Raw genomic sequence first — 21,454 nt, 5'->3', positions numbered from 1 at the left:
ACGACTAAGGTAAAGATCGATATTGGCCTGGCGTTACTCCTTCATGTTTCTTAAATACTTTAATAAATGTGTTTGCATTAACGAAGCCAACTTTTTCCGCGATCACTTGTACGGCATCTTCTGTACTTTTCAAGTATGTTTTCGCTTGTTCGATTCTACGAATATTCACAAAGTCCACAAACTTCATCCCAGTTATTTCTTTAAATTTACTGCTGAGATAGGTCGGTGACATCTTAAGTTCCTTCCCTAGCTGGGGAAGCGATAATTCCTCATGATAGTGCTGCTCAACATATTCGCGAATATTGGCAAACAACTTCTCATATTGATTCTCAGTGCGGTCTTGAATATAGAGTTGAATAGCTTCAAATGCCTGAATTAATACTTTCCGTTTTGCCTCTACCGTAGAGCTCTTATCAATATCTGAATATATTCTGGAGTCTGACCCCAGCACCACTTCCATAGTCGCCCCTATCTCATATATCGTACGCACAGTAGTTCCAGCAAGTGCCCTGAATAATTGTTGAATGAGCTCGGGTGAAGACAACTCTCTACCCAGATTACTAGATAAAATGCGATCAAGAGATTTACGAGACTCATCAATGTCGGACGTTTTCAGTTGATTAATCAACTGTTTCTCCATATCCAAGGAATAGTTCAGGATGGTTTGTGGATTGACAGGCACCTCATCCACGAAAATAATTTCGCCTTGACCTTTTACAACTTTATAATGTAGTGCACTCAATGCTTCCAAGTAAGAATGCGGAATGTTGGAATGGGTGTCGTATGCTCTTCCAATACCTACCGTGAACTTTTTGTGGTACAACCTTTCGAAAGTAACATTCACATGATGAGCAAATTCAAATATTTTCTCGGGATCGCTAGTCTCCAAATCCAAATTCACAATGACCACAATCATATTATTATGTTTAGGAACATAATGAATCGATAATCCGACTGCCGCAAATCTTGAGAAAACTTCATCGAATGCTTCCATGATCGTTTCGCCGCTGCTGACAATTTGGTTTAGAAAGAAATCCATTGACTCGAAAACGATAAGTTGAAAGGTGGGGAATGGCAAGTCTAGTTGAATGGAGGTCGTCGTTTCTTCCCATTTCGCCGAGTAGGCTCTACCTTCAATCAGATCGTTTAAAAACTTTTGACGAAGTGCCGGCACCTGTTTTTCAAAGGTATTCTTAAGACTTTCATAACGGTTATGTACCGTATCAATCAATTGATTGATGAATACTAGTTCATTCTGCTTGTTATCACGATTCGAACTGATTCTGCCGCCAACGCCGATCACATTGATGTATTGAATAATGCGGTTAATCGGTTCGTAGATTCTCCTCGTTAGCATGTAAGACACGATTAGGCCGCAGGCTAGGCAAATTAGGACGGCAACGATCGTTATACTTTGAATTCGACGGGATTTCTCGGTAATGGTTGTAATAGGTACCATACTCATATAGTTCCAGTCATTCACATTAGACGAAGTGTATACGACGAGATACTCCTTCCCCTTCGCAACACGAACATGGAGGGAACCAGTACTGTGCTGTTTGTCATTCACTGTCTTAATAATATCTTTCAATATTTCTCCTATTTTCTCGTCATTTGTTTCCTTTAAGCGATTGTTCTTAATCACAATATTTCCTAGCGAATCCGTTATAAATACACCCGTATCGTCTCCCAGCTTGGAGCTATTGATTCCGTTTAGAAATTTAGAACCATCCACGCTTGCGTAGATGACACCTCGAAAAACCGTCTCTTCAATGGGAGCCGGTCTACCAAATAGCAGTTGCTGAGTGTCGTTAACCTTAACCGCTCCCAAATAGGAGACGCCAAACTGACTGCGTTTTTGATTGAACTCATTCTTATTAGGGTGAAACGGAAAGATGCTGCTGTAAAAAAATTCTTTCTCATATTTAGCATCGTTACTGATCGTAAAGGACTCCTTCGTAGGATCTAACCAGAGGTTAGCCACAATCGGATTTGAGAGTTTCACGCTACTTAGGTATTTCACTAATTCCGCATAGAGCGGTTCGTTATTCATTTCTCCATTGGAGGATTGATATATCGTCCGACGTGTAGTCGGTTGCAAAGCAATTTGTTGCGTCATACTGTCCAGAACTAAGATCTCTTTGTCTGTGTTATCCCTAGCCTGCTCCAAATAAACACTGCTAGAGTGTTCCGATTCTTCGATAAGCAGCGAAGATGAAGTCAAATATGAAATACCGCCCACTGTAACAATAGAAATTAGAATAACAATATTCAATATGAGCAACCATTTCACAAAAATACTATGTTGGCGAAAAAAAACTAAACTTTTAGGAAGCATCGGCAGAACCCCTTCTCTCTCTTAGATTCCATTATACAGAAGACTGCAACCGATACCTAAAGGGAAAGAGAGGAGAGTCAACTTGCTCAACTCTCCAGTGCGCATAGATTAATCAAACGATACTGATTTTTTGCATTGGTTGCATGTGAACAACAATAATATCCCCATCAAGATAGAAGGCAACCGAATTGCCGTTATCATCTACGATTTCGAGCGGAGTCCCCGAATTGAGGCGAATCAGGCAGTCTCCTTCATTATCCGCCGTAATGACTGCTTTCTTCAGCTTCCCTTCGTTCCATTCAATATCGACCTCATATCCACCTCTTGCCCGAAGGCCAGTAACCCAGCCTCGCTTCCAGCGGGAAGGGAGTGCAGGCAGCAAATGAATCACGCCGTGGTGACTTTGAAGCAACAACTCGGCGATACCAGCCGTCCCACCAAAATTGCCGTCAATTTGAAATGGAGGGTGATTATCAAACATGTTAGGCAGCGTGGAGTGCCGCAGCAGTTCCTCAATATGATGATATGCTTCGTCCCCATCTTGAAGCCTGGCCCAGAAGTTGATGATCCAAGCGCGACTCCAGCCTGTATGTCCGCCGCCATTATGAAGTCTTCGTTCTAATGTTACTTTGGCAGCAGCAGCAAGATCAGGTGTTGTGTTCGGACTAATTTTTGTCCCGGGATGCAAGGCGAATAGATGGGAAATATGCCGATGCCCTGGCTCCGCTTCCTCATAATCCTCGAGCCATTCTTGAATTTGACCGAACTTGCCGATACGGGTTGCGGGCATCCGATCCATGATGCGTTTGAGTTCATCACAAAACGATTCATCCACACCAAGGAATTGAGCTGCAGCGCAACAGCCTTCGAACAGCTCCGTCAAAATTTGACTATCCATAGCTGGCCCATAGCATAGCGTTCCTGATTCGCCTCCCGGCAAGATATAAGTATTTTCTGGAGATACGGAAGGGGCCGTCACCAACACACCTTCTGGTGATTCCGTGAGAAAATCGACGAAAAATAACGCTGCCTCTTTCATTGTTTCATATGCTTGAGCTAAGAATGTGCGGTCCTGTGTAAACAAATAGTGCTCCCATAAATGCAAACATAGCCAAGCCGCGCCCAGCGTCCAATACGTCGCAGGAGGATAAATATCCTGTGGAGCGGTATCCGCCCAAATGTCTGTGTTATGATGAGCCACGAAGCCACGGCAGCCATACATGACCGAAGCTGTCCTTCTGCCTGGCTCTCTCATTCTCTCAATCAAATCAAACAAAGGGACATGACATTCGGAGAGATTGCATGTTTCTGCGTGCCAGTAGTTCATTTGAGTATTTATGTTAATTGTAAATTTGCTGTCCCACGGAGGAAGCATTTCGTCATTCCAAATTCCTTGAAGGTTCGAGGGCAAGCTGCCTTGCCTGCTGCTGGCGATCAGTAAATATCGGCCGAACTGAAAATACAAACTAATCAGTGCCATGTCATCGTAGCCCTGCTTCATTCGTTCCAATCTTTCTGGAGTAGAAAGTGCGAGATTCTTTTCCATGTGATCATCATGCAAATGTAGTGAGACTCGCTGAAACAGATGACTATGATCATTTATGTGGCGAGTCAACAACTCCGAATAGGACAAGAGCGAAACAAGACCCAACATTTGCTGGCAAGCCAGTTCCGCATTTGCATAACGAAAAGTTGTAGCGACCGCTACCCTGAATTCGACGCTTTTAGCGCCTTCCACAACTAAATGCTCACCAATGGTTTTCGTCGTTCCTGTATCTGTATGGGCTTGAACCATCAGAGCATAATCGTTTCCATCTTTACCGTAACAGCTATTTCGCATCACAAGGCTGTTATTTCCTCGTTTTTCCGTAAAATCTACGTATTTCCCCTTTTTCCTATCGAAGCGCACGCGGAGAAACATCCCCTTTGGGCAATCCGTTTCCAGCCGAATGACAAGGATGCCGTCTGGGTAACTGGCAAATGCCTCGCTCCGATAACGATAACCATCTTGCTCATAGGAAGTGACTGCAACTGCGCGCTCCATATCCAAATGCCTGGAATAATGAGACACTTCACCTTCCTTGTCCGCAATTATAAGCAAATCTCCCGCAGGCATATAATGCCTTTGACTGCATGGGGTACCGGAGAAAGCGGTTTCAGCTAATTGATGCGCTTCTTTCAGTTTACCATCAAAGAGCAAGCCTCGAATGACAGATAGATGAGTTAGCGCATCCGGGTTGTTTCGATCTTGAGGTCCTCCGTACCAAATAGAATCTTCGTTTATCTGAATTCTTTCTTTCAAAGGATCTCCGAAGATCATGGCCCCTATTCGACCATTTCCAATAGGAATAGCTTCATTCCAATTTAGTGCAGGTTGCTTAAACCATATACGATTATCCATATTCATCTCCATAGTAAATGATTGATTATTTATTCCCTCAGTATAGGCATCATACGCTTCAATCCTCAATCGTTAAATATTACGATACATCGTCAATTTTTCAGAATGTGTGAAACTTAAAATATCCTCCATACATAAAATTAAACTGGTGATCACCCATTAGATTGAATGCCTATTTAACTTCAAAACTTAATTTGTCATTTCAAGACTTGTTGAGTAGTTGTTTGTTTGTTGTTGGGTGACAAATAAGTTTTGAGGTACTTCTTACAAATTAATAACAACTTTATAATTATTACCACAAAAGCATGTCTATTGCTTAATCTAGCCAGTCTCGTTTTTGTCTCTCATGTTATATCATTTAGTAAGGATCATAGAATTGTTGGAATCGTACTTTGAAATCAGCCTTAGAAAAACATTCTGCTCCATAGTCGGGATACTGAGCACTGCTGAGCCCATGAGAAATATACCTGTTCGCTTTTCACCTGCTGGTTAATCGCCATGCAATGCGTTACACACCATGAAGAGACCTGCCAAATTCTTTTTCTTGGTGGGTCTCTTCCTAGTCAATTACTATACTGCTACTACCGAACATTATCGGTATCGAGATAACAAAAAGGGTAGTTCATCATCCTTATACTCATCCTTTGTAGGCATTTCAACCATTACAAATTGCAAATAACAACCAGAAATTATTACCTCCGCCTTCAATTACTCCTAATAACACGTTCTACCCCTCGCAACTTTAGTCGTGTTTCTTCCCCTACTATCTGATATTTAGTTCGTACCGCCAACAGACGACTTTCACTGATGAATCATGTGATCCTCTCGATACTGACCTGGGCTAATGCCGACATGCTTTTTGAATACATGACCGAAATACCTTTGGTTATCGTATCCAACAGATTTTGATATTCTGGAAATTTTGAGACTGCTTTCCCTCAGCAGTTGTTTCGACTTTTGGATTCGTAAGGAAGTGATGTACTCCAAGATTGTCTGTCCGGTCGATTTGGAATATAAGTTGCTAATATAAGAGGCACTGAGGTCAACGTGCTCCGCCAATTGATCCAACTGAATATTCTCACAGTAGTGTGTCTCGAGATAAGTTTTAATCTCTTGAACCAATTTTTCTTTGAGGGTAGTTTTAGTCACATTCAGAAAGAACTGGACACTCTTCAACAGTTCGTGACATTCCGTTTTCAACGACAACCAGCTTGATGCTTGCAGCATATTATCGAGCACCGTTGACCGGTCTCCAATTACTTTCTCGATTTTCACGCCATAATCTTCCTCAATCTTATTAAGCATCCAGTTTGTCCACTGTACAGCCGTCTTCTTAATGATGAAGGGAGTGATCAAACCACTCGATCCCTTATCCGTCCACAAATCGAGCATTTCCTCAAATTTTCGGGAGTAAGGGATTATTACCTCGAGCCACTCCGATGCAAATTGATCGGAAACGTAGGAGAGTTCTAGCCACCTATTGCCATCAACCACAGCAATACTGAAAAATAGCCCCATTTGGCATGCTCCATCCGCAGCTAAAAAAGATTTGTGAGCATCCATAATATCCCCGACTATAGTGCCAGTCCCGAACACAAATGACAAGCAATCCGGAGTAATGCCATACGAGAATCTAGATGCTGCGACCTTAAGGATTTCACTCAAATGGATTGGATCATCTAATGAAACCATACATAATAAGATGATCTTTTGCTTTTCATAAAGAAGTTCAACCGTTATTCCTTTTGTGGAGAAAAAATCCAATATGGAATCTGTAATACCATCGGCTTTCAAACGTTCTAGCCAATGTGTTGTCACACTGCTTATTACAATTGCGGAATACTGGGTATATTGCTCAAACGGCTTATGGTCGAACGAAGAACTCTTCCCGTGAACAACAAGATCAGTAAGTACAGCCCTATCCAATGCCTCAGCTATCCGACGTTCTGGACGAATTATATTTTTTTCGAATTTCCGTTCTAAACGATTAATGGCTCTCTTAACTGTATTAGCCACCTCATCCAATTCCACCGGCTTAATGAGATAATCAACGGCCTCTAATTCAATCGCTTCCTTGGCGTATTCAAACTCTGAATATCCACTCTCGATTATGAACTCGGCCTTGATTCCATGTTCCTTAACGGCACGAATTAACTCAAGTCCGTTTAGACCTGGCATCCGTATATCCGTTAAAACGATATCCGGCTCCGTTTGGATAATCTGGTTCAGGGCTTGTTTACCATTGTACGCCGTTCCCACAATCTGAACTCCGTAATCGTTCCAGTTGATCATGGTTGATAATGTTTCCACAACCAACTGTTCATCATCCACTATGAAAAGTCTATACATGTTGTACTCCCACCTTCACTTCGTGAGTCATTTCATAATGCCGATTACAAGTTTGACTTTGGTACCGACGCCCGGTGTACTGTCTACGTAGATTCCGCATTCCTGACCATAATGCAGCTGAATTCTTTCCTGGATATTTTTTAATGCATATCCCCTTGGTCGAGCTATCGTTGGATCAAAACCCACGCCATCATCCTCAACTTCAAACAGCAGTTCGCTCTCATTCATTCGGCCCCGAATGCATATACTCCCCTTGTCTTCTTTCAATTCGATTCCATGATAAATAGCGTTCTCCACCAGAGGTTGAATTAGCAGCTTAAGCATACTTACCTTTTCAATTCCCGGTTCCAAATCAATCTCGACATCGAATTTCCCGTAATAGCGGATATTCTGAATCTCCAAATAATTTTTTACTTGTTCAATTTCATTGCCGACTGTGGTAATATACTCGCCGTTGTTCAAACTGAGCTTGAAAATGTTGGATAGTGACATAACCATTTTCGAAATGTTCTTGGCCTCGATCTTCTCCGCCATCATATAGACGGAATTCAGCGTATTATATAGAAAATGAGGATTAATGTGACTTTGCAAGGCTATCAGTTCCGCTTCTTTTTCTTTCAATTTCGCTTCCATTAGCTTATCTGTCAACTCCGAATTATTCCGGAAAATCCGAATAAACTGGTTGCCGATTCTGCCGATTTCATCTTTTTCTTTAAAGTGGATGCCTTCGATTTCTTCCCGCCTTGCCGCTTTCCACGCCACAGATGTGAGGAGAGTCAATTGCTTCGTAATTCTATCAGAGATTAGGAACGCGCCTCCTGCTGCCAGCAGGAAAGCCACCAGCGTCAATCCGATCGTCAGGTTTCGAATGAATGCGATTTCGGAGTTGATGCTGTTATATGGAATCATACTGACCACTTTCCACTGGGTGCTTGCGTTCGTATCGAACGTGATCACGTATTGTTCTCCGTCTATCGTTTGGATTTGGGTCCCTTTGTCAGGCAAAGCAGAAATCACCTTTAAGTCCTGTTCATTCAGTGGATTTTGCGTCCCGGTCTGTGCGTTGTAATAAATCAATCTGTCCTGCTCAAGAATCAGTAGGTTCCCGTTTGCCGGTTTATTGATATCGCGAAACATATCGTCAAATACCCGGCGGTCGATGGAGATGATCATCAAGCCGATCGGTTCCAGCGTATCGAGGTTGTTGAGCCTTTTTCCATAGAGAAGCAGGTCCGGCGTTTTGAGAATGTGAAACTCATCGCTATTCAGCCATATGCCTCGGCCTTGTATATCATCAACTTGACTGTACCACTGGGAATGAGTGACCGCTCCGTAAATGTTGTCGTTCGTTAGGGCGTCCCACTGGTTAGTTACGATTAATTCCCGCTGTGGGCTACCGACATACAGGTACCTGATATACGATTTATTATTAGTCATGTTGATGGCAAAATCCCGGGTCACGGTCTGCAGACGATAAATTTCCTTAAAATTGTCTTTGTTATACGTCAGAAAAGACTGTACATCCCGTGAAGACAGCATCAGCTTGGAGATGCCTTCTACATCGTTAACGAACGTCTGAATGTTCCAGTTAATCGAACTCAGAAGATTGGTCGTTGTGTCCGAAAATTTGTGCTCGATAGCCTTGCTTAAATATATAAACGTGAATGATGCAATTAAAACGAGCGGCACTAATGAACTGATAATGCACAAGATGATAATTTTGCTTCGAATGCTGATCGCAAGGAATGGCTTAGTCCACTTCATAATGTCTCCTTCTCGGCAGTAGATGGGTTATGGCCTCATCACTTATTATAACTCCAACCGTGAAGGCATGTGATGTCAACCTTTGGTAGCTCCTGCTGTCATCCCCGAAATTACACTCTTGTTAAAGACGAAATACACGAGCAACGTCGGGACCGTGGTTAGACTGATGGCCGCGAACGTCGCGCCCCAATCCGTCAATCCGTACTGTCCAATGAAGTCCATTAGGCCGACGGGGATAGTCCGGAATTTTATATTGTGGATAAACGTATTGGCGAAGATGAACTCATTCCAGATAAAGATTAGATTCATAATGGCGACCGTCACAATCGTATTGCGGGACAGTGGAAAGATAATTCGCAAAAACACCTGATATATCCCGCATCCGTCCATGACCGCTGCTTCAATAATCTCATTGGAGATGTACTTATAAAAGCTAACAAACAAATACACGGAAATCGGCAGCGCGAAGCCTACCTGCGGCAGGATTAAGGAAAGCAGCGTATTCATGAGTCCAGTCTTGTTATAAATCATAAACAGCGGGATCAATACCACCTGAATCGGAATCATGATGCCACACAGAAAAAAGAAAAGCAATCCGTTACTCCACTTGAATCGCATCTTTTCAAGCACGAATGCTGCCATCGCGCTTAGCACGATAATGAGCATGATCGACGAAATAGCCACAATGAGGCTGTTCATAAAGTACGTGCCGAGGTTACCCTTGTTCCAAACGTTCAAGTAGTTCTGAAGCGTGAACTGGCTTGGTAAACTAAGCGGATTATTGCTGGAAAATTCTAGTGGATCCTTAAAGCTGGATATAAAGATCCAAAACAGTGGGTATATTTGGATAATCAACAAGGCTAAGGAAACGAGCACCAAGATAGCCCTAGACTTTTGGGAAAGTTTCATCTACTTTGTCTCCTTACGATTTTTCATCCATCATTTTGCGGATAAAAGCGACTGCGATCAAACTTTCAATTACGATAAACACTGCCATCGCGCTCCCGTACCCATAGTTTAAGCTGGAGAACGCCGTTTTGTACATGTAGGTAGGAAGAAGTTCTGTCGCCCGTCCGGGTCCCCCGTTCGTCAATAGGAACGGAATGTCAAAGCCTTTGAGCGCACCAGTCGTCGCCATTATAATCGATACCATCAATACCGGCTTGATCATCGGAAATTTGATGCGAAAGAACATACTCCACTTGGAAGCCCCGTCAATGCCCGCCGCCTCTTCAATATCCGAAGGGATCGAAATCAGGGCTGTGTACAGGATAATCATATACAGTCCGATAAATCTCCAGCCTTCCGGTACCGACACGGCGACGAGCGCCAATTTCAAATCTGCCAGCCACGGCCGATTCCACGCTTCCAAGCCGATCTTTTGAAGGACATAATTCAGCAAGCCGATCGGTTCGAACGAGAACACGTTTTGGAACAACTGGGAGATCGCGACGGATGTAATAATAGCAGGTGTGAAATAAAGTGTCTTGAACAGCTCTCTACCCTTACGAATGTTGGTCAACAGCATCGCAACGAGCAGTCCAAGGCAAACTTGCATAAATACGATAATAACGACGTACACCATGTTGTTCTCAAAAGCTTTCCAAAACGTTTTGTCGCGAGTCAGCATTCTGACGTAATTATCCAATCCAATATACTTCATTGGAGAGACGCCATCCCATGAGAAGAAGCTATAATAAATGGACCATAGGATGGGGGCCATTACGGTAAACAAATACACAACAAGCGTTGGAAGTAAGAAGACAAGTATGGCTTTCCGATCTCGAAGTATTTTTTCCATGCCCTCACTCATTCCTTATCGAAAATCTTGAATGGAGCCAACCGGGAGATCTCGGTTGGCCAATTGCTATTTGAAATATTTCGGTGCGTTTTCTTTAATGGCATCGTCCATCTCACGAGCAAAATCCTTCGGATCGATAGCACCCATGCCCAAGGCATTCAGTTCATTGCCCAGCGTTTCGTTCGTCGCAGGATCGAGTCTAGTATCCCACGGTACAGCGAATACAGTACCCGATTTCGAGATTTCGTCCTGGATTTTGTAGAAGATATCCGGCATACCGTCCATTTTAGCCAGCGAATACTTAAATGGGGAGAATTGTCCTTTCTTCGTATAGGCCTCTGGATATTTATCTAGCAAATACTTCACGAATCCCTTCATATTATCGTCGAAGGTATTCTTGTTGAAAGCGAGACCGATACCCGAGTTAATGAAATAATCGTTCGAAGCTGTTTTAGCGCTATCCATAGTCGGCATCAGGAAGTACCCGATATTGTCTTTCATCTCAGGGCTAATTTTGTCATTGGCGAAATTCATCGTTTCCCAGGAACCCATGTAGTAGATTCCCGTTTTGCCTGCCAGGAACAAGTCCCGTGCCGCCGTGTAATCCGTCGTAGAGAATCCTTGTTGGAAGTATCCCTTCGAACCTAGATCATGGACAAAGTTAATCGCTTCCATTCCGGCAGGATCTTTGAACGACGCTTTTCCTTGTTTTACATTCTCGATGAAATCGTTGCCCGTCATGCGGAATGGTTTGAAGGCCAAGTAGCGCAGAACCGGCCATTTATCCTTTCCGTCGACTGCAATCGGTGTAATCTTGTTGCTCTTGATCGTGTCTGCAACTTTCATGAATTCGTCGAATGTTTTCGGCGGCGTGATACCGAGGTTCTTGAACATTTTGATGTTGTACCAGAATACCTCAATACCGAATTCCAGCGGAAGCGTGTACATGCTTCCGTCCGCAAATTGCTGGTATTGAAGCGCAATTGGGCGGAAATCATTATATTTGTCTAGTTCCTGAAGCATCTGTTTCGTGTCAACGAGCTTGCCTTGCTTGGTCAACTGCGCTGCGTAAGCATCGGAATCCGTGTCGAACATATCCGGCATTTCGTTGCTCGCGATCAGTGTATGAAGCTTCTGTAAGTAAGACGGTCGATCGCCAGTCCCTTCAAGAACGAGTTGGAATTCTGGATGCGTCTTCGAGTATTGATCTGCGATCTCTTTAACAGTAACGGCCGGAGCACTGTCTACACCTCGACCCACGAACCATTTGTACGTTTTCTTCGTGGCATTGCCAGCGGTAGCGGCCGGACTTGCTTTTCCCGTGTCCGCGTTCTGTTTTGCACTGCATGCACTAAGTAGAGGAATTGAGATCACAACCGAAAGGGCAAGCACAGACCATTTAGTAAAGCGTTTCATTGGATAACCCCCTTATGAATTTGGAACTGATAGTTCTACTTGTTCAAAAATGGCGCGTCCTTCCTGGACGAAGAACCCCCAGTCGCCTTCTTTCATGTTGTAAATCCTCGTGGTCATCGCTACTTGATTGTTCAAATAAACAACGCATACGGAATTTTCGACGATAACCTTGATTTCATACGCGATGCCGGCTTGTAAATCGATAGGTATTTCCAGCTCTACCGCATACGGCTTATCTCCCGCAATGTGCCATTGAGCTTCTCCCTTAATTCTTCTTGGCCAGAAGTCGAATACGAGCCGGTTATGCATCGGTTCGATGCGAATGTAATAGCACTCGTCCATATTCGAGTTTGCTCTTAGCATAACGCCACAGCCGCGTGTCTGGTCTGTGAACGTCACATTCGCCTTGATTTTGCAAGTGGCAGGCATCGCCCCTGCCGAAATGCAAGCGAATGTTTCATCAGCTTCCACGAATGCGGAAACGTCTATTGTATGCCAATTTCCAATCCGCGCCTGATATAGGATAGGTTGTCGGCTACCAAAATGTTGATCTAAAGCCTCCGGGGTGCGGACCGTCAACGTCCCGTCAGTCTGCTGGACCACCTCATGTACAACTAGATTGCCGGCCCATTGCCAATCGCCAAAATCATTTTCATGTTCCTTGCTGGGGACCCAACCGAACGCGTACCGTTTTTCTACATCGCCCCACGTTTTGGCAGCATAGAATGCTCGCCCATCGAACGCATCGTGTTTCGGCGCCGTCCAAGGACCGCTAATGGATTTGCTCATTCGGTAATGAGTAACAAAGCGTTCCGAGAACGTGGAGTACACCAGATACCACCATTCGCCAATTTGAAATAAATCTGGACATTCATGGGTCACATACAACTTTGGATCCCAGAAAGGCTCGCGAATTTCCCATGACTTCAGATCCTTCGACGAACAAAGTGCAATGCAGCCTCTTCGTCTCGCGAGTCCTTCTTTAAGTCTGGCAGCAAGCAGCATCCAGTATTCCCCTGCTTCTTCGTTCCAAGTCACATGTGGGTCTCTCCAGTCATGCCGTTCATACCGAATACCATCTGAATAGAACGTGTCCTCAGGGAGTTTCGTCCATGTCTCCATATCCTTGCTGACAGCATGCATAACACACTCGAGTGGTATGCCATCCTCACAAAAATCTGGATTAAGATTTTTGCCAGTATAGAAGAGATGATATTCGCCATTCGCTTCAATGATAGAGCCTGTATAGCAATTCATATCCTGCTCTTCATTACTGCCGTGCTTCAACTTTTCCCCCATCTCTTCATATGTAACGAAATCGTTAGAGCGAAGCTCGAACCAGGAAGTGCCTTCTCCGTATATTTGCTTGTTCTCTCTCCAATCATGAAGATAGAACAGTCTGAACGTCCCGTCCTTGTAGAAGGGAATTAAATCTCCTACCCAAGCTTTATCGGGTTTATAAAATCTGTTTGACATGTAGCGACTCCTTTCGGTTGTTGTAATTCTATTATAGAACGACTTAGAAAGCGCTTTAAATTCAAACATTTTTTTTAGATGTTCAATATTTTTGGATTTGATCTATACAGGTGCGAAGTCGTGTTTTATTTAGCGTGTTTGAGAGCGGATTTTTCGTTGTTGTTACAAAGTACCTGATCCCAGAATGATCCCAGAATGAAGCTATTTTTTCTTTTTTCATTTCTTCATCATAATTGATGGCCTATCGATGTCTCGCAGCAACGGCGTGACTTATCTAGCTACCATACGACTAAGGCCATACACTCTCTCATCCTCAATGTAACGCATATATGAAGTAATGCATGAAAAAATGAAATAAGCGTTCACCCAATTGATAGAGTGAACGCCTACTTTACTTCAAAGCATAATTTTCTACTTCTGAACTTATTTGTCACACGCAACTCCACTGTCCATAAAACAGTCCACTTTAACTAGCCCCTAATATTATTTAGTATGGTTATAATGCGACCAGAGTGGAGGGTTTATTTGTCGTACCATTACTCTTACTTAAAATTCATAATTCTGTTAATTAACACGCCTAGATTGCTTGCTAATATTATAACTGATAAATCCCTTGTTCAATCCGCTGAATGCAATATTCAGCAAACTTATAATAATCAAAATTATGGTTACTATCCCCTTTGGTAAGTCCACTGTAAAACATTCCCCACGCAACCTCCCGAACCATCGCCACGAATTTCATGTCCTGAAAAATGTGGAATGTTTCCTCCTCGAAATATCCGAAGTATAACTTTAACCACTCACGCTCATCTGTTTCACTGAACTGGTTTGTAAACGGAATAAGCGTCAATTCGAAAAACACATCTCCGACTCCCGACAACTCCCAATCAATGATTTGCAACTGTTGACCTGTATAAATCATATTGCATAAAAAGGAATCATTGTGACAGAATTTGCCATTATATTCTTTGTCATCACTCCTCTTATGCGCGATTTTTTCTACTTGACGCAACATTCTGTTTAATCCATCAGGATGCTTGACTTGAAACTGATCTGCGCCCTTCAAATATCCAAAAATTAAATCGTAAGGCGTACATGTTCTACCTTGACCTTCCATACGATGTATTTGTTTGAAGCGATCCATAATCATTACTTTGATATTATCGTCTTTCAGATCATTTTTTTCAAGCATTCGACCTTCAATAAATTCCGTGACTACAAATTGTTCCGGATGATTATTAGAAATCACTCTGGGAGCAAATCCTTCGTGGTTTGCCTTCTTCATCACTTCTACTTCAGAGCGGCGTGTCAGGTTCAGATACTCATTTTGCCTGCTATTGATACGAAGAACGTATGAACTCTGTTTGGTTTGTACCTTATAAGTTTGGTTGCATAGCCCTCCATTAAGACTATTAAAGCTTAGGAATTCATGGCTTAGCTCTGGTACTTTGCGAATAATCTCTTCAACTTTCATGTTCAACAAGATTCACCCCGCATCAAATATTCACTTGCCACAAAAAAACAGTACTGCCTCTTATCGATTAATCACAGATTTAGAATACTTGTAATATCGTAGTTGTGCTTAACTGAAGCTGTGTTGATTCCTCTATATGCATACCATTTGCCAACAATTTCTGTGAAATATACAGGCAGCTCACATTAATGTGTTTCTTATAAAAGCTACTTTTTGAAAGATTTCATTTCCTCGATCACCGAATCTTCATATGCGTGCATTTTTCCATTGATGATGTCTTGGACATTAATTGGTTGGCCAATTGTAGCTGACTCCAATGCCGCAAATACGACGCATAAGGCTTCAAGCCCCCGTTCACCGCTAGAGATTGGCTCCTTATGATCCGTAATCGCCTCCCATAATTCCACATAAGAATGGGCAAACGGATTTTGCACCGTATCGGGTGCAAAACGTTCGATGATTTCAGACATTGGGATAATACTTCCGTCTTCTAACGCCGCATGTTTGCCGGGACGGAAGCAACCTTTGCTGCCGTAAATCCACACCCCGCCTGTTCTTTCCCCATGCGCGGCAGTACTGCACATCCAGTGCCCCAACCCGCCGTTTTCAAAACGAAAAACCGTTACCGACGTGTCTTCGCCACTAGGACGTATAATGGTTTCCCCGTCGCTCAACTCTTTCTCGAAAATTTCCTTATATGAGAATACTTCTTTAATAGGACCGTTCACTTCAGTGAAAAAATGAGTGCGATGGACACCATGATCATTTATCCACCCGGCTCCCGCTCTTCCTTTCATATGACGCCATGCCGTACCGGCAAAATATTTCCGCCCAAGTGTAACTGTCGCATAATCCATAATCAAATAGACGGAGCCGATGATACCCTCTCTCACCGCTCTTGCCATTGCAACATTGTCAGCTCCCAATACGCTTGGTTCAGATATAGTCATAACCTTGCCGTACTTTTTCGCATCCGCAAGCATCTTCCGTCCAAAGGAAGGCGAAATAGCCAACGGCTTTTGCATTTGTACATGTACTCCCGCAGCAAAACAATCTTCCGCAACGGTATGATGCAAATCATGATCCAGTAGGACGGATACCGCATCCAATCGACCTTCCTCCAGCATCCGGCGATAATCTGTATATACTTCGGGCCGCTTTCCGAGCCGTTTTTCCACTTCAACTGCAAACGCCTCAGCCCGATCCTGTCTAAGATCGCAAACAGCGGTTAAATCAAACATTTTCTTGCCTTCATTTTTTAATTGTTGCAAACCTTCCAAGTGTGCAGTTGAAATAACTCCGCAACCGATGAATCCAAGTTTCATTAACGTATCCTCCCGAATAGTTGTATATCTAAAGGAAAAATACCTCCACTACGATGAATAGCTGGAGGTACTTTCCGGTATTTTCTTGGTGTCACACTTCTAAATATCCAAGGCTTGCTTAGCCAAGGCCAGGGCACCGCAAAGGCCAGCGTTGCCGCCTAGAGCGGGTTGTACAATGTAACTATCGTTGTCCTCTGAAAAAGCCGGATGCTGTACATAGCCGTTCAACAGTTTACGAACTTGTCCGCGTATAAGCGGGAATAAATGGAACTGGTTCATAACGCCGCCGCCGACAATGATTTTCTCCGGAGAAAGAATGAGCGCGTAATTGACTAGTGCCTGAGCGATATAGTAGCTTTCTATTTCCCAAGCGGAATGAGAATATTCAAGTTCAAACGCCTTCGTGCCCCAACGATCCTCCAGCGCCGGTCCCGCCGCCAGTCCCTCCAAACAATCTTTGTGGAAGGGGCAGTGTCCTTCGTAGCTGTCATCCGGATGCCGCCTTAAAAGAATGTGCCCCATTTCCGGATGGGTCAAACCATGAACGAGCCTGCCTTCAACGATTGCACCCGCACCGATCCCGGTTCCGATCGTCATGTACAGGCAGCTGTTCAATCCTGCTGCAGCCCCCCATGTTGCTTCCCCCAATGCTGCTGCATTCACATCGGTATCAAAACCAATAGGAATGTCAAAGTACCGCTTCAAATGCTCCACGATCCGGTAACCGCTCCAGTGCGGCTTTGGAGTTCTTGTTACGGAACCATAAGCCGGGCTCTGCGGGTTCACATCGATCGGGCCGAAGGTTCCGATTCCAATCGCTTGTATCTCTTTAGATGCAAAGAAATCCATCGCATTGCCGAGCGTAGCTTCAGGTGTTGTTGTTGGGATAGAGATGCGGTCAAGGATTTCACCATCTGCCGTACCAATTCCACATACGAACTTTGTCCCGCCGCCTTCGATAGCACCTAATAACAATTCGTTTCCCTCACAATCATCGTCACTTTGTTATACCGTCACAACTGAATAGATTGATTTCAATGGATGAAGCGCTAGGGAAATGACCTTAGCCTTTCCATCAAGAACATACAGTTCCAAACCTGTACTGGACGGATCTGGAAAAATTTGATCGGTAATCACGATCTTCCCGTCATTTGCAAATACTTCAATGGAGGAGTTATCGACAAAAAGGTGCAGCTTTAGCCGTCCATTTTGAAGCTCCAATTGTACATCATGCTTACATGCAAAAGCATGATGAAATCCGCTTTCACCGGAGTTACATCGATCAACAAACAATGTCTGCGTAGCGGTATTGTAGCCGACTACCGTATCTTCTCGCTCCGATTTCCGAAGCTTAAAACCGATTTCCGATGCTTCACCCAAATCGATTTCACATTCGAGCTCATAGATGTCGCTGTTCACGTCCGAAAGTATATTTTGACCGGGATTAACTGTAACCTCTTCCCAAATCTGCGCCTCTAACCGAAGCTTCTGCAAATCCGTCACAGGCTTTTGAACCAAACGAATTCCAGATGGCCCCCTCTTCAGGGAGAGCACCCGTGGCAGCGTCATAGCGCTTCTCCAACTGCTTGTCGGAGTGAGATTTGCGTACTTCCAATTGCTCATCCAGCCGATAAACAGCTTTCCTTTATCCGATCTATCAACATCCGACCATGTTACACCGGCATAGTTATCTCTTCCGTGATCCAACCATAATACGGTTTCAGGAGAAGCATCGTTCGTAAACGTACTTCCGTCAAAGCTCCCGACAAAATATTGTGTCCTTGAACCTTCCGCCATCTGTGGATGATCTCCAATGCTGACGATCAGTATCCATTTCGTTTCTTCAGCATGACCATTTATCGGTAGCTCTATTAAGTCTGGGCATTCCCATACTCCTGCGTGCGAGCCTTCTGCGGCACCGAACTCACTTGCAAAAGACCATTCCTTTAAATTGGCAGACGTATAGAAATGAACACGGTCACACGCTGCAAGCACCATGACCCACTGCTGCTTTGTAGCATGCCAGAAAACTTTAGGATCCCGGAAATCCGTTATTTGCTCGTTGCACAATACTGGATTCCCCTCATACATCACCCAGGTTCTGCCTTTATCCAAACTATAAGCAAGGCTTTGCCTCTGTCTCGAACGATCGGAATCCGGATAATGGTCCGCGTGGGTGAAAATAGCAACTAAACCCGGCTTACCGGAGAAAAATCCGCTGGTATCCTCCCAATCCACTACTGCGCTTCCGGAAAATATAAAACCATTTTGATCCGGCTTTAACGCAATCGAACGATGCTCCCAATGGGTCAAGTCCGTACTGATTGCATGACCCCAATGCATCGGTCCCCAAGTTGTACCTTCCGGATAATGCTGATAAAACAAGTGATATTCCCCATCGAAATATACCATTCCATTCGGATCGTTCATCCACTTAGCCGGCGGTGTAAAATGAAACTGTGGCCGGTACTTTTCTCTATACATAACAGTTGACATCTCTTCCACTCCCTCTATATTTAAAATCCGGAGCGTTACCTTCATACTCGATCCGCTCCGGGTCCTATAACAAAACTTATTTTTTTACGTTTCTGTCGTAACCTGCTTGTTTAATCTTCAACCAATCTTGTAGGCCCAGACGGTCCAATTCTTTTAAATAACCAGCCCATTCAGCTTCAATTTTCCCATTTTGGATCCACTCGGTCCGTTTTCTCAGCACATAGGCAAACATATCTGTTTCAATCGCAGTAAGTCGATCCAATTCTTCAAGAGAGAAGAACACTTTTGGATAAATATTTTTAGCCTTCATGTCCGGGACCATCACTTTTTTCATTAGATCCAATCTCCATGCCGCATCGTCTGGCTTCGTCGTAACATTGCCATAGTAAGAATCCAGAATCGCCAATGGTCCGCCAACAAAGGTTTTTTGCCTCAATTCCCAAGGAGACATGCCGTTCAACGGTAAATGTTTCAGCATTTTTTTAGATTCGTCGAATTCAAAGATATTTTGCTGCGCTTTATCTCCATAAGTGCCCCAGTTGTTTTGTACGGATTGGGTCGGATCGTATAGAGAATCAATCCATTTTGCAGTCGTTTCGATATTTTTATTTGCTTTTGTGATAACCATTCTTCCTCTATCGAGTCCCATTCCGTTCGTTCGCGTTACATTTTTCCAGCCATTCGGCCCTTCAAGCGCAGGCATTAGGTCATATTTATCGTTCATGCCGGTAATATTTCCTTTATCCCATGTGAAATATAGACCGTAACGATTTTCTTTTCCTTTTGCGAGATAGGTATTCCAATCCTGCGTAGGCGCTTCAACATCCATTAAACCTTCTTTATACAATTCATTTAAGTACTTGACGCCTTCCTTAAAGCTGTTGTCAGCGGATGTGAAAATAACTTTTCCATCATCACTTACAACCGTGTGATCCCAGTTTTCACCCTGACCAAAGGAGCCGAATAAGAAAGCCAAGTCTTCTCCGCCGGTTTTATTAATGAAGGACATTGGTATTTCATCCGCTTTTCCATTACCGTTCGGGTCTTTTGTTTTAAAAGCTATCAAAACTTGTTTTAATTCTTCAGTCGTTTTAGGCATTTTCAAGCCTAACTTATTTAGCCATTCCACGTTAATCCAAGGAAAATCGTCGACAGAATGGATACTTTCCTTACCCGCGCCCAGCTCCTCAATCCATGGGAATGAATAAATATGGCCATCTGGGGCCGTAATCATCGATTTATATTGCGGCGCTTTCTCCAATACCTTCTTGAAATTCGGCATTTGTTTTTCAATAATGTCATCGAGCGGAATGATGGTTCCGTCCTTTGCCAATTTAAGCAAATCGTAGTCACCCAAGGCTGCATCGAAAATCGCATCAGGAAGGTCACCGCTGGCAATCGCTAAATTCCTCTTCTCCGCAAAAGAATCCCAAGGATAATTCTCCCAATCAATGTGTATCCCCGTCTTTTCTTCTAGACGTTGGAATATCACCTTTTTATTAGGATCTTCGGGAGCTAGCGGTGAGCTTTGTGTCATAAACTTCAAAGCAGTTTTCGCTGTTGTACCTGGGGCAGCACTTGATGCTGCCGGCTGGCCTGATTCTTTGCTGCTGCTGCACCCCGTTACTGCCAATAATGCCGCCATAGAAATGAATAATGCCTTTTGGGAATGTTTCATAAGAATAACCCTCCTCTTTTTTTGGAAAACCTATATGTTTGCCGATCCATTATTTTAATGAACCGACCAAAACACCCTTTTCAAAATACTTTTGGAAAAAAGGATACATAATAAGTAACGGTAGACTAGAAATAACAATGGACGAATACTTAATAATCTCAGATAACCGTTTCAGTTCTGCCATAGCCAATTGGTCCGCAATCATGCCAGGATTTACTTGATTCTGAATTAAGATAGATCTTAAAACCAACTGTAGAGGCAGCAAATTAGCACTCTTCAAATAAATTAACGCGTCGAAATAAGAATTCCATTGACCTACGAATGCATATAGAGCTAATACGAAAATAATTGGTTTAGATAGAGGGAGAACAATCTTGAAGAAGATACGCACCTCAGATGCGCCATCGACCTTTGCTGCCTCGTTCAATTCATTCGGAATTCCACTAAAAAAGGTCCTCGCCAAAACAATATTCCAAACATTTACAGCCGTTGGTAGGATGATCGCCCATACCGTATCTAACATTCCCAAGTTTTTTATCACCAGATAGGTTGGAATTAACCCGCCGCCGAAAAACATGGTGATGACAAACAGGATTGTAAAAAACTTTTTACCTACGAAACCAGCAACCGATAATGGGTAGCCGGCAAAAATGGAGACAACGACGGTAACAAAAGAAAATACGACGGAGTAAAAAAGAGCATTTACAAATCCCCGGATCATCGCATGATTCGATAAGATGACTTTATAGCCTTGAATACTATAATCCGCAAGATGGAAGGAGATTCCTTTATTTAACAGTGCAGTCGGCTCCATAAACGATGCCACGACAACATAAATTAAGGGAACTACAACGATCAATACAGCAAAGAACAATAGAATGTAATTAATGGCCAGAATAAAACGGTCCAATCTAGTAGGCTTAAAATTCATACGGC

General features: G+C 43.4%; 14 protein-coding genes. All 14 read right to left on the bottom strand.

The annotated features are described in order from the left end of the window. Window positions 1-4: 4 nt before the first annotated feature. Window positions 5-2,338 carry a helix-turn-helix domain-containing protein gene (locus ACSQ8P_RS05525; RefSeq protein WP_436234266.1) on the bottom strand — a complete coding sequence of 778 codons (2,334 nt, stop codon included), beginning with the start codon at window positions 2,336-2,338 and terminating at the stop codon, window positions 5-7. A 112-nt stretch (window positions 2,339-2,450) separates the two neighbouring features. Further along, complete coding sequence (locus ACSQ8P_RS05520; RefSeq protein WP_436234265.1) at window positions 2,451-4,745, bottom strand: glycoside hydrolase family 95 protein; 2,295 nt, start codon at window positions 4,743-4,745, stop codon at window positions 2,451-2,453. A 795-nt stretch (window positions 4,746-5,540) separates the two neighbouring features. Beyond that, on the bottom strand, window positions 5,541-7,088 hold the full coding sequence (locus tag ACSQ8P_RS05515; RefSeq protein ID WP_436234264.1) for a response regulator transcription factor: 1,548 nt from the start codon (window positions 7,086-7,088) through the stop codon (window positions 5,541-5,543). A 27-nt stretch (window positions 7,089-7,115) separates the two neighbouring features. After that, entirely contained in the window at window positions 7,116-8,852 is a 1,737-nt protein-coding gene (locus ACSQ8P_RS05510; RefSeq protein ID WP_436234263.1) for a sensor histidine kinase, read from the bottom strand. A gap of 75 nt (window positions 8,853-8,927) precedes the next feature. Further along, window positions 8,928-9,761, bottom strand: coding sequence for a carbohydrate ABC transporter permease (locus ACSQ8P_RS05505; RefSeq protein WP_436234262.1), 834 nt, complete (start codon window positions 9,759-9,761; stop codon window positions 8,928-8,930). Between the two features lie 13 nt (window positions 9,762-9,774). Beyond that, complete coding sequence (locus ACSQ8P_RS05500) at window positions 9,775-10,653, bottom strand: carbohydrate ABC transporter permease (RefSeq protein ID WP_436234261.1); 879 nt, start codon at window positions 10,651-10,653, stop codon at window positions 9,775-9,777. A gap of 66 nt (window positions 10,654-10,719) precedes the next feature. Further along, window positions 10,720-12,069, bottom strand: a complete 1,350-nt coding sequence (locus tag ACSQ8P_RS05495; RefSeq protein WP_436234260.1) for an ABC transporter substrate-binding protein — start codon at window positions 12,067-12,069, stop codon at window positions 10,720-10,722. Between the two features lie 12 nt (window positions 12,070-12,081). After that, complete coding sequence (locus tag ACSQ8P_RS05490) at window positions 12,082-13,545, bottom strand: glycoside hydrolase domain-containing protein (RefSeq protein WP_436234259.1); 1,464 nt, start codon at window positions 13,543-13,545, stop codon at window positions 12,082-12,084. A gap of 595 nt (window positions 13,546-14,140) precedes the next feature. Beyond that, on the bottom strand, window positions 14,141-15,019 hold the full coding sequence (locus ACSQ8P_RS05485) for a phosphotransferase (RefSeq protein ID WP_436234258.1): 879 nt from the start codon (window positions 15,017-15,019) through the stop codon (window positions 14,141-14,143). Between the two features lie 206 nt (window positions 15,020-15,225). Next, window positions 15,226-16,344, bottom strand: coding sequence for a Gfo/Idh/MocA family protein (locus ACSQ8P_RS05480; protein WP_436234257.1), 1,119 nt, complete (start codon window positions 16,342-16,344; stop codon window positions 15,226-15,228). 99 nt (window positions 16,345-16,443) lie between these two features. Then, the gene (locus tag ACSQ8P_RS05475) at window positions 16,444-17,319 is read right to left on the bottom strand and encodes an ROK family protein (RefSeq protein ID WP_436234256.1); all 876 of its coding nucleotides are present in this window, start codon (window positions 17,317-17,319) and stop codon (window positions 16,444-16,446) included. A 30-nt stretch (window positions 17,320-17,349) separates the two neighbouring features. Beyond that, a complete protein-coding gene (locus tag ACSQ8P_RS05470) occupies window positions 17,350-18,840 on the bottom strand; it encodes a glycoside hydrolase family 32 protein (RefSeq protein WP_436234255.1) in 1,491 nt (496 codons plus the stop codon). 76 nt (window positions 18,841-18,916) lie between these two features. Further along, window positions 18,917-20,518 (bottom strand): ABC transporter substrate-binding protein, encoded by a 1,602-nt coding sequence (locus ACSQ8P_RS05465; protein ID WP_436234254.1) that lies wholly within the window; start codon window positions 20,516-20,518, stop codon window positions 18,917-18,919. Window positions 20,519-20,567: 49 nt separating this feature from the next. Next, window positions 20,568-21,449 (bottom strand): carbohydrate ABC transporter permease, encoded by an 882-nt coding sequence (locus ACSQ8P_RS05460; protein WP_436234253.1) that lies wholly within the window; start codon window positions 21,447-21,449, stop codon window positions 20,568-20,570. Window positions 21,450-21,454 lie beyond the last annotated feature (5 nt).

Source organism: Paenibacillus sp. LjRoot153, assembly GCF_964253085.1.
Taxonomy (GTDB): Bacteria; Bacillota; Bacilli; order Paenibacillales; family NBRC-103111; genus Paenibacillus_E.
This window is presented reverse-complemented; position numbering and strand designations above follow the sequence as displayed.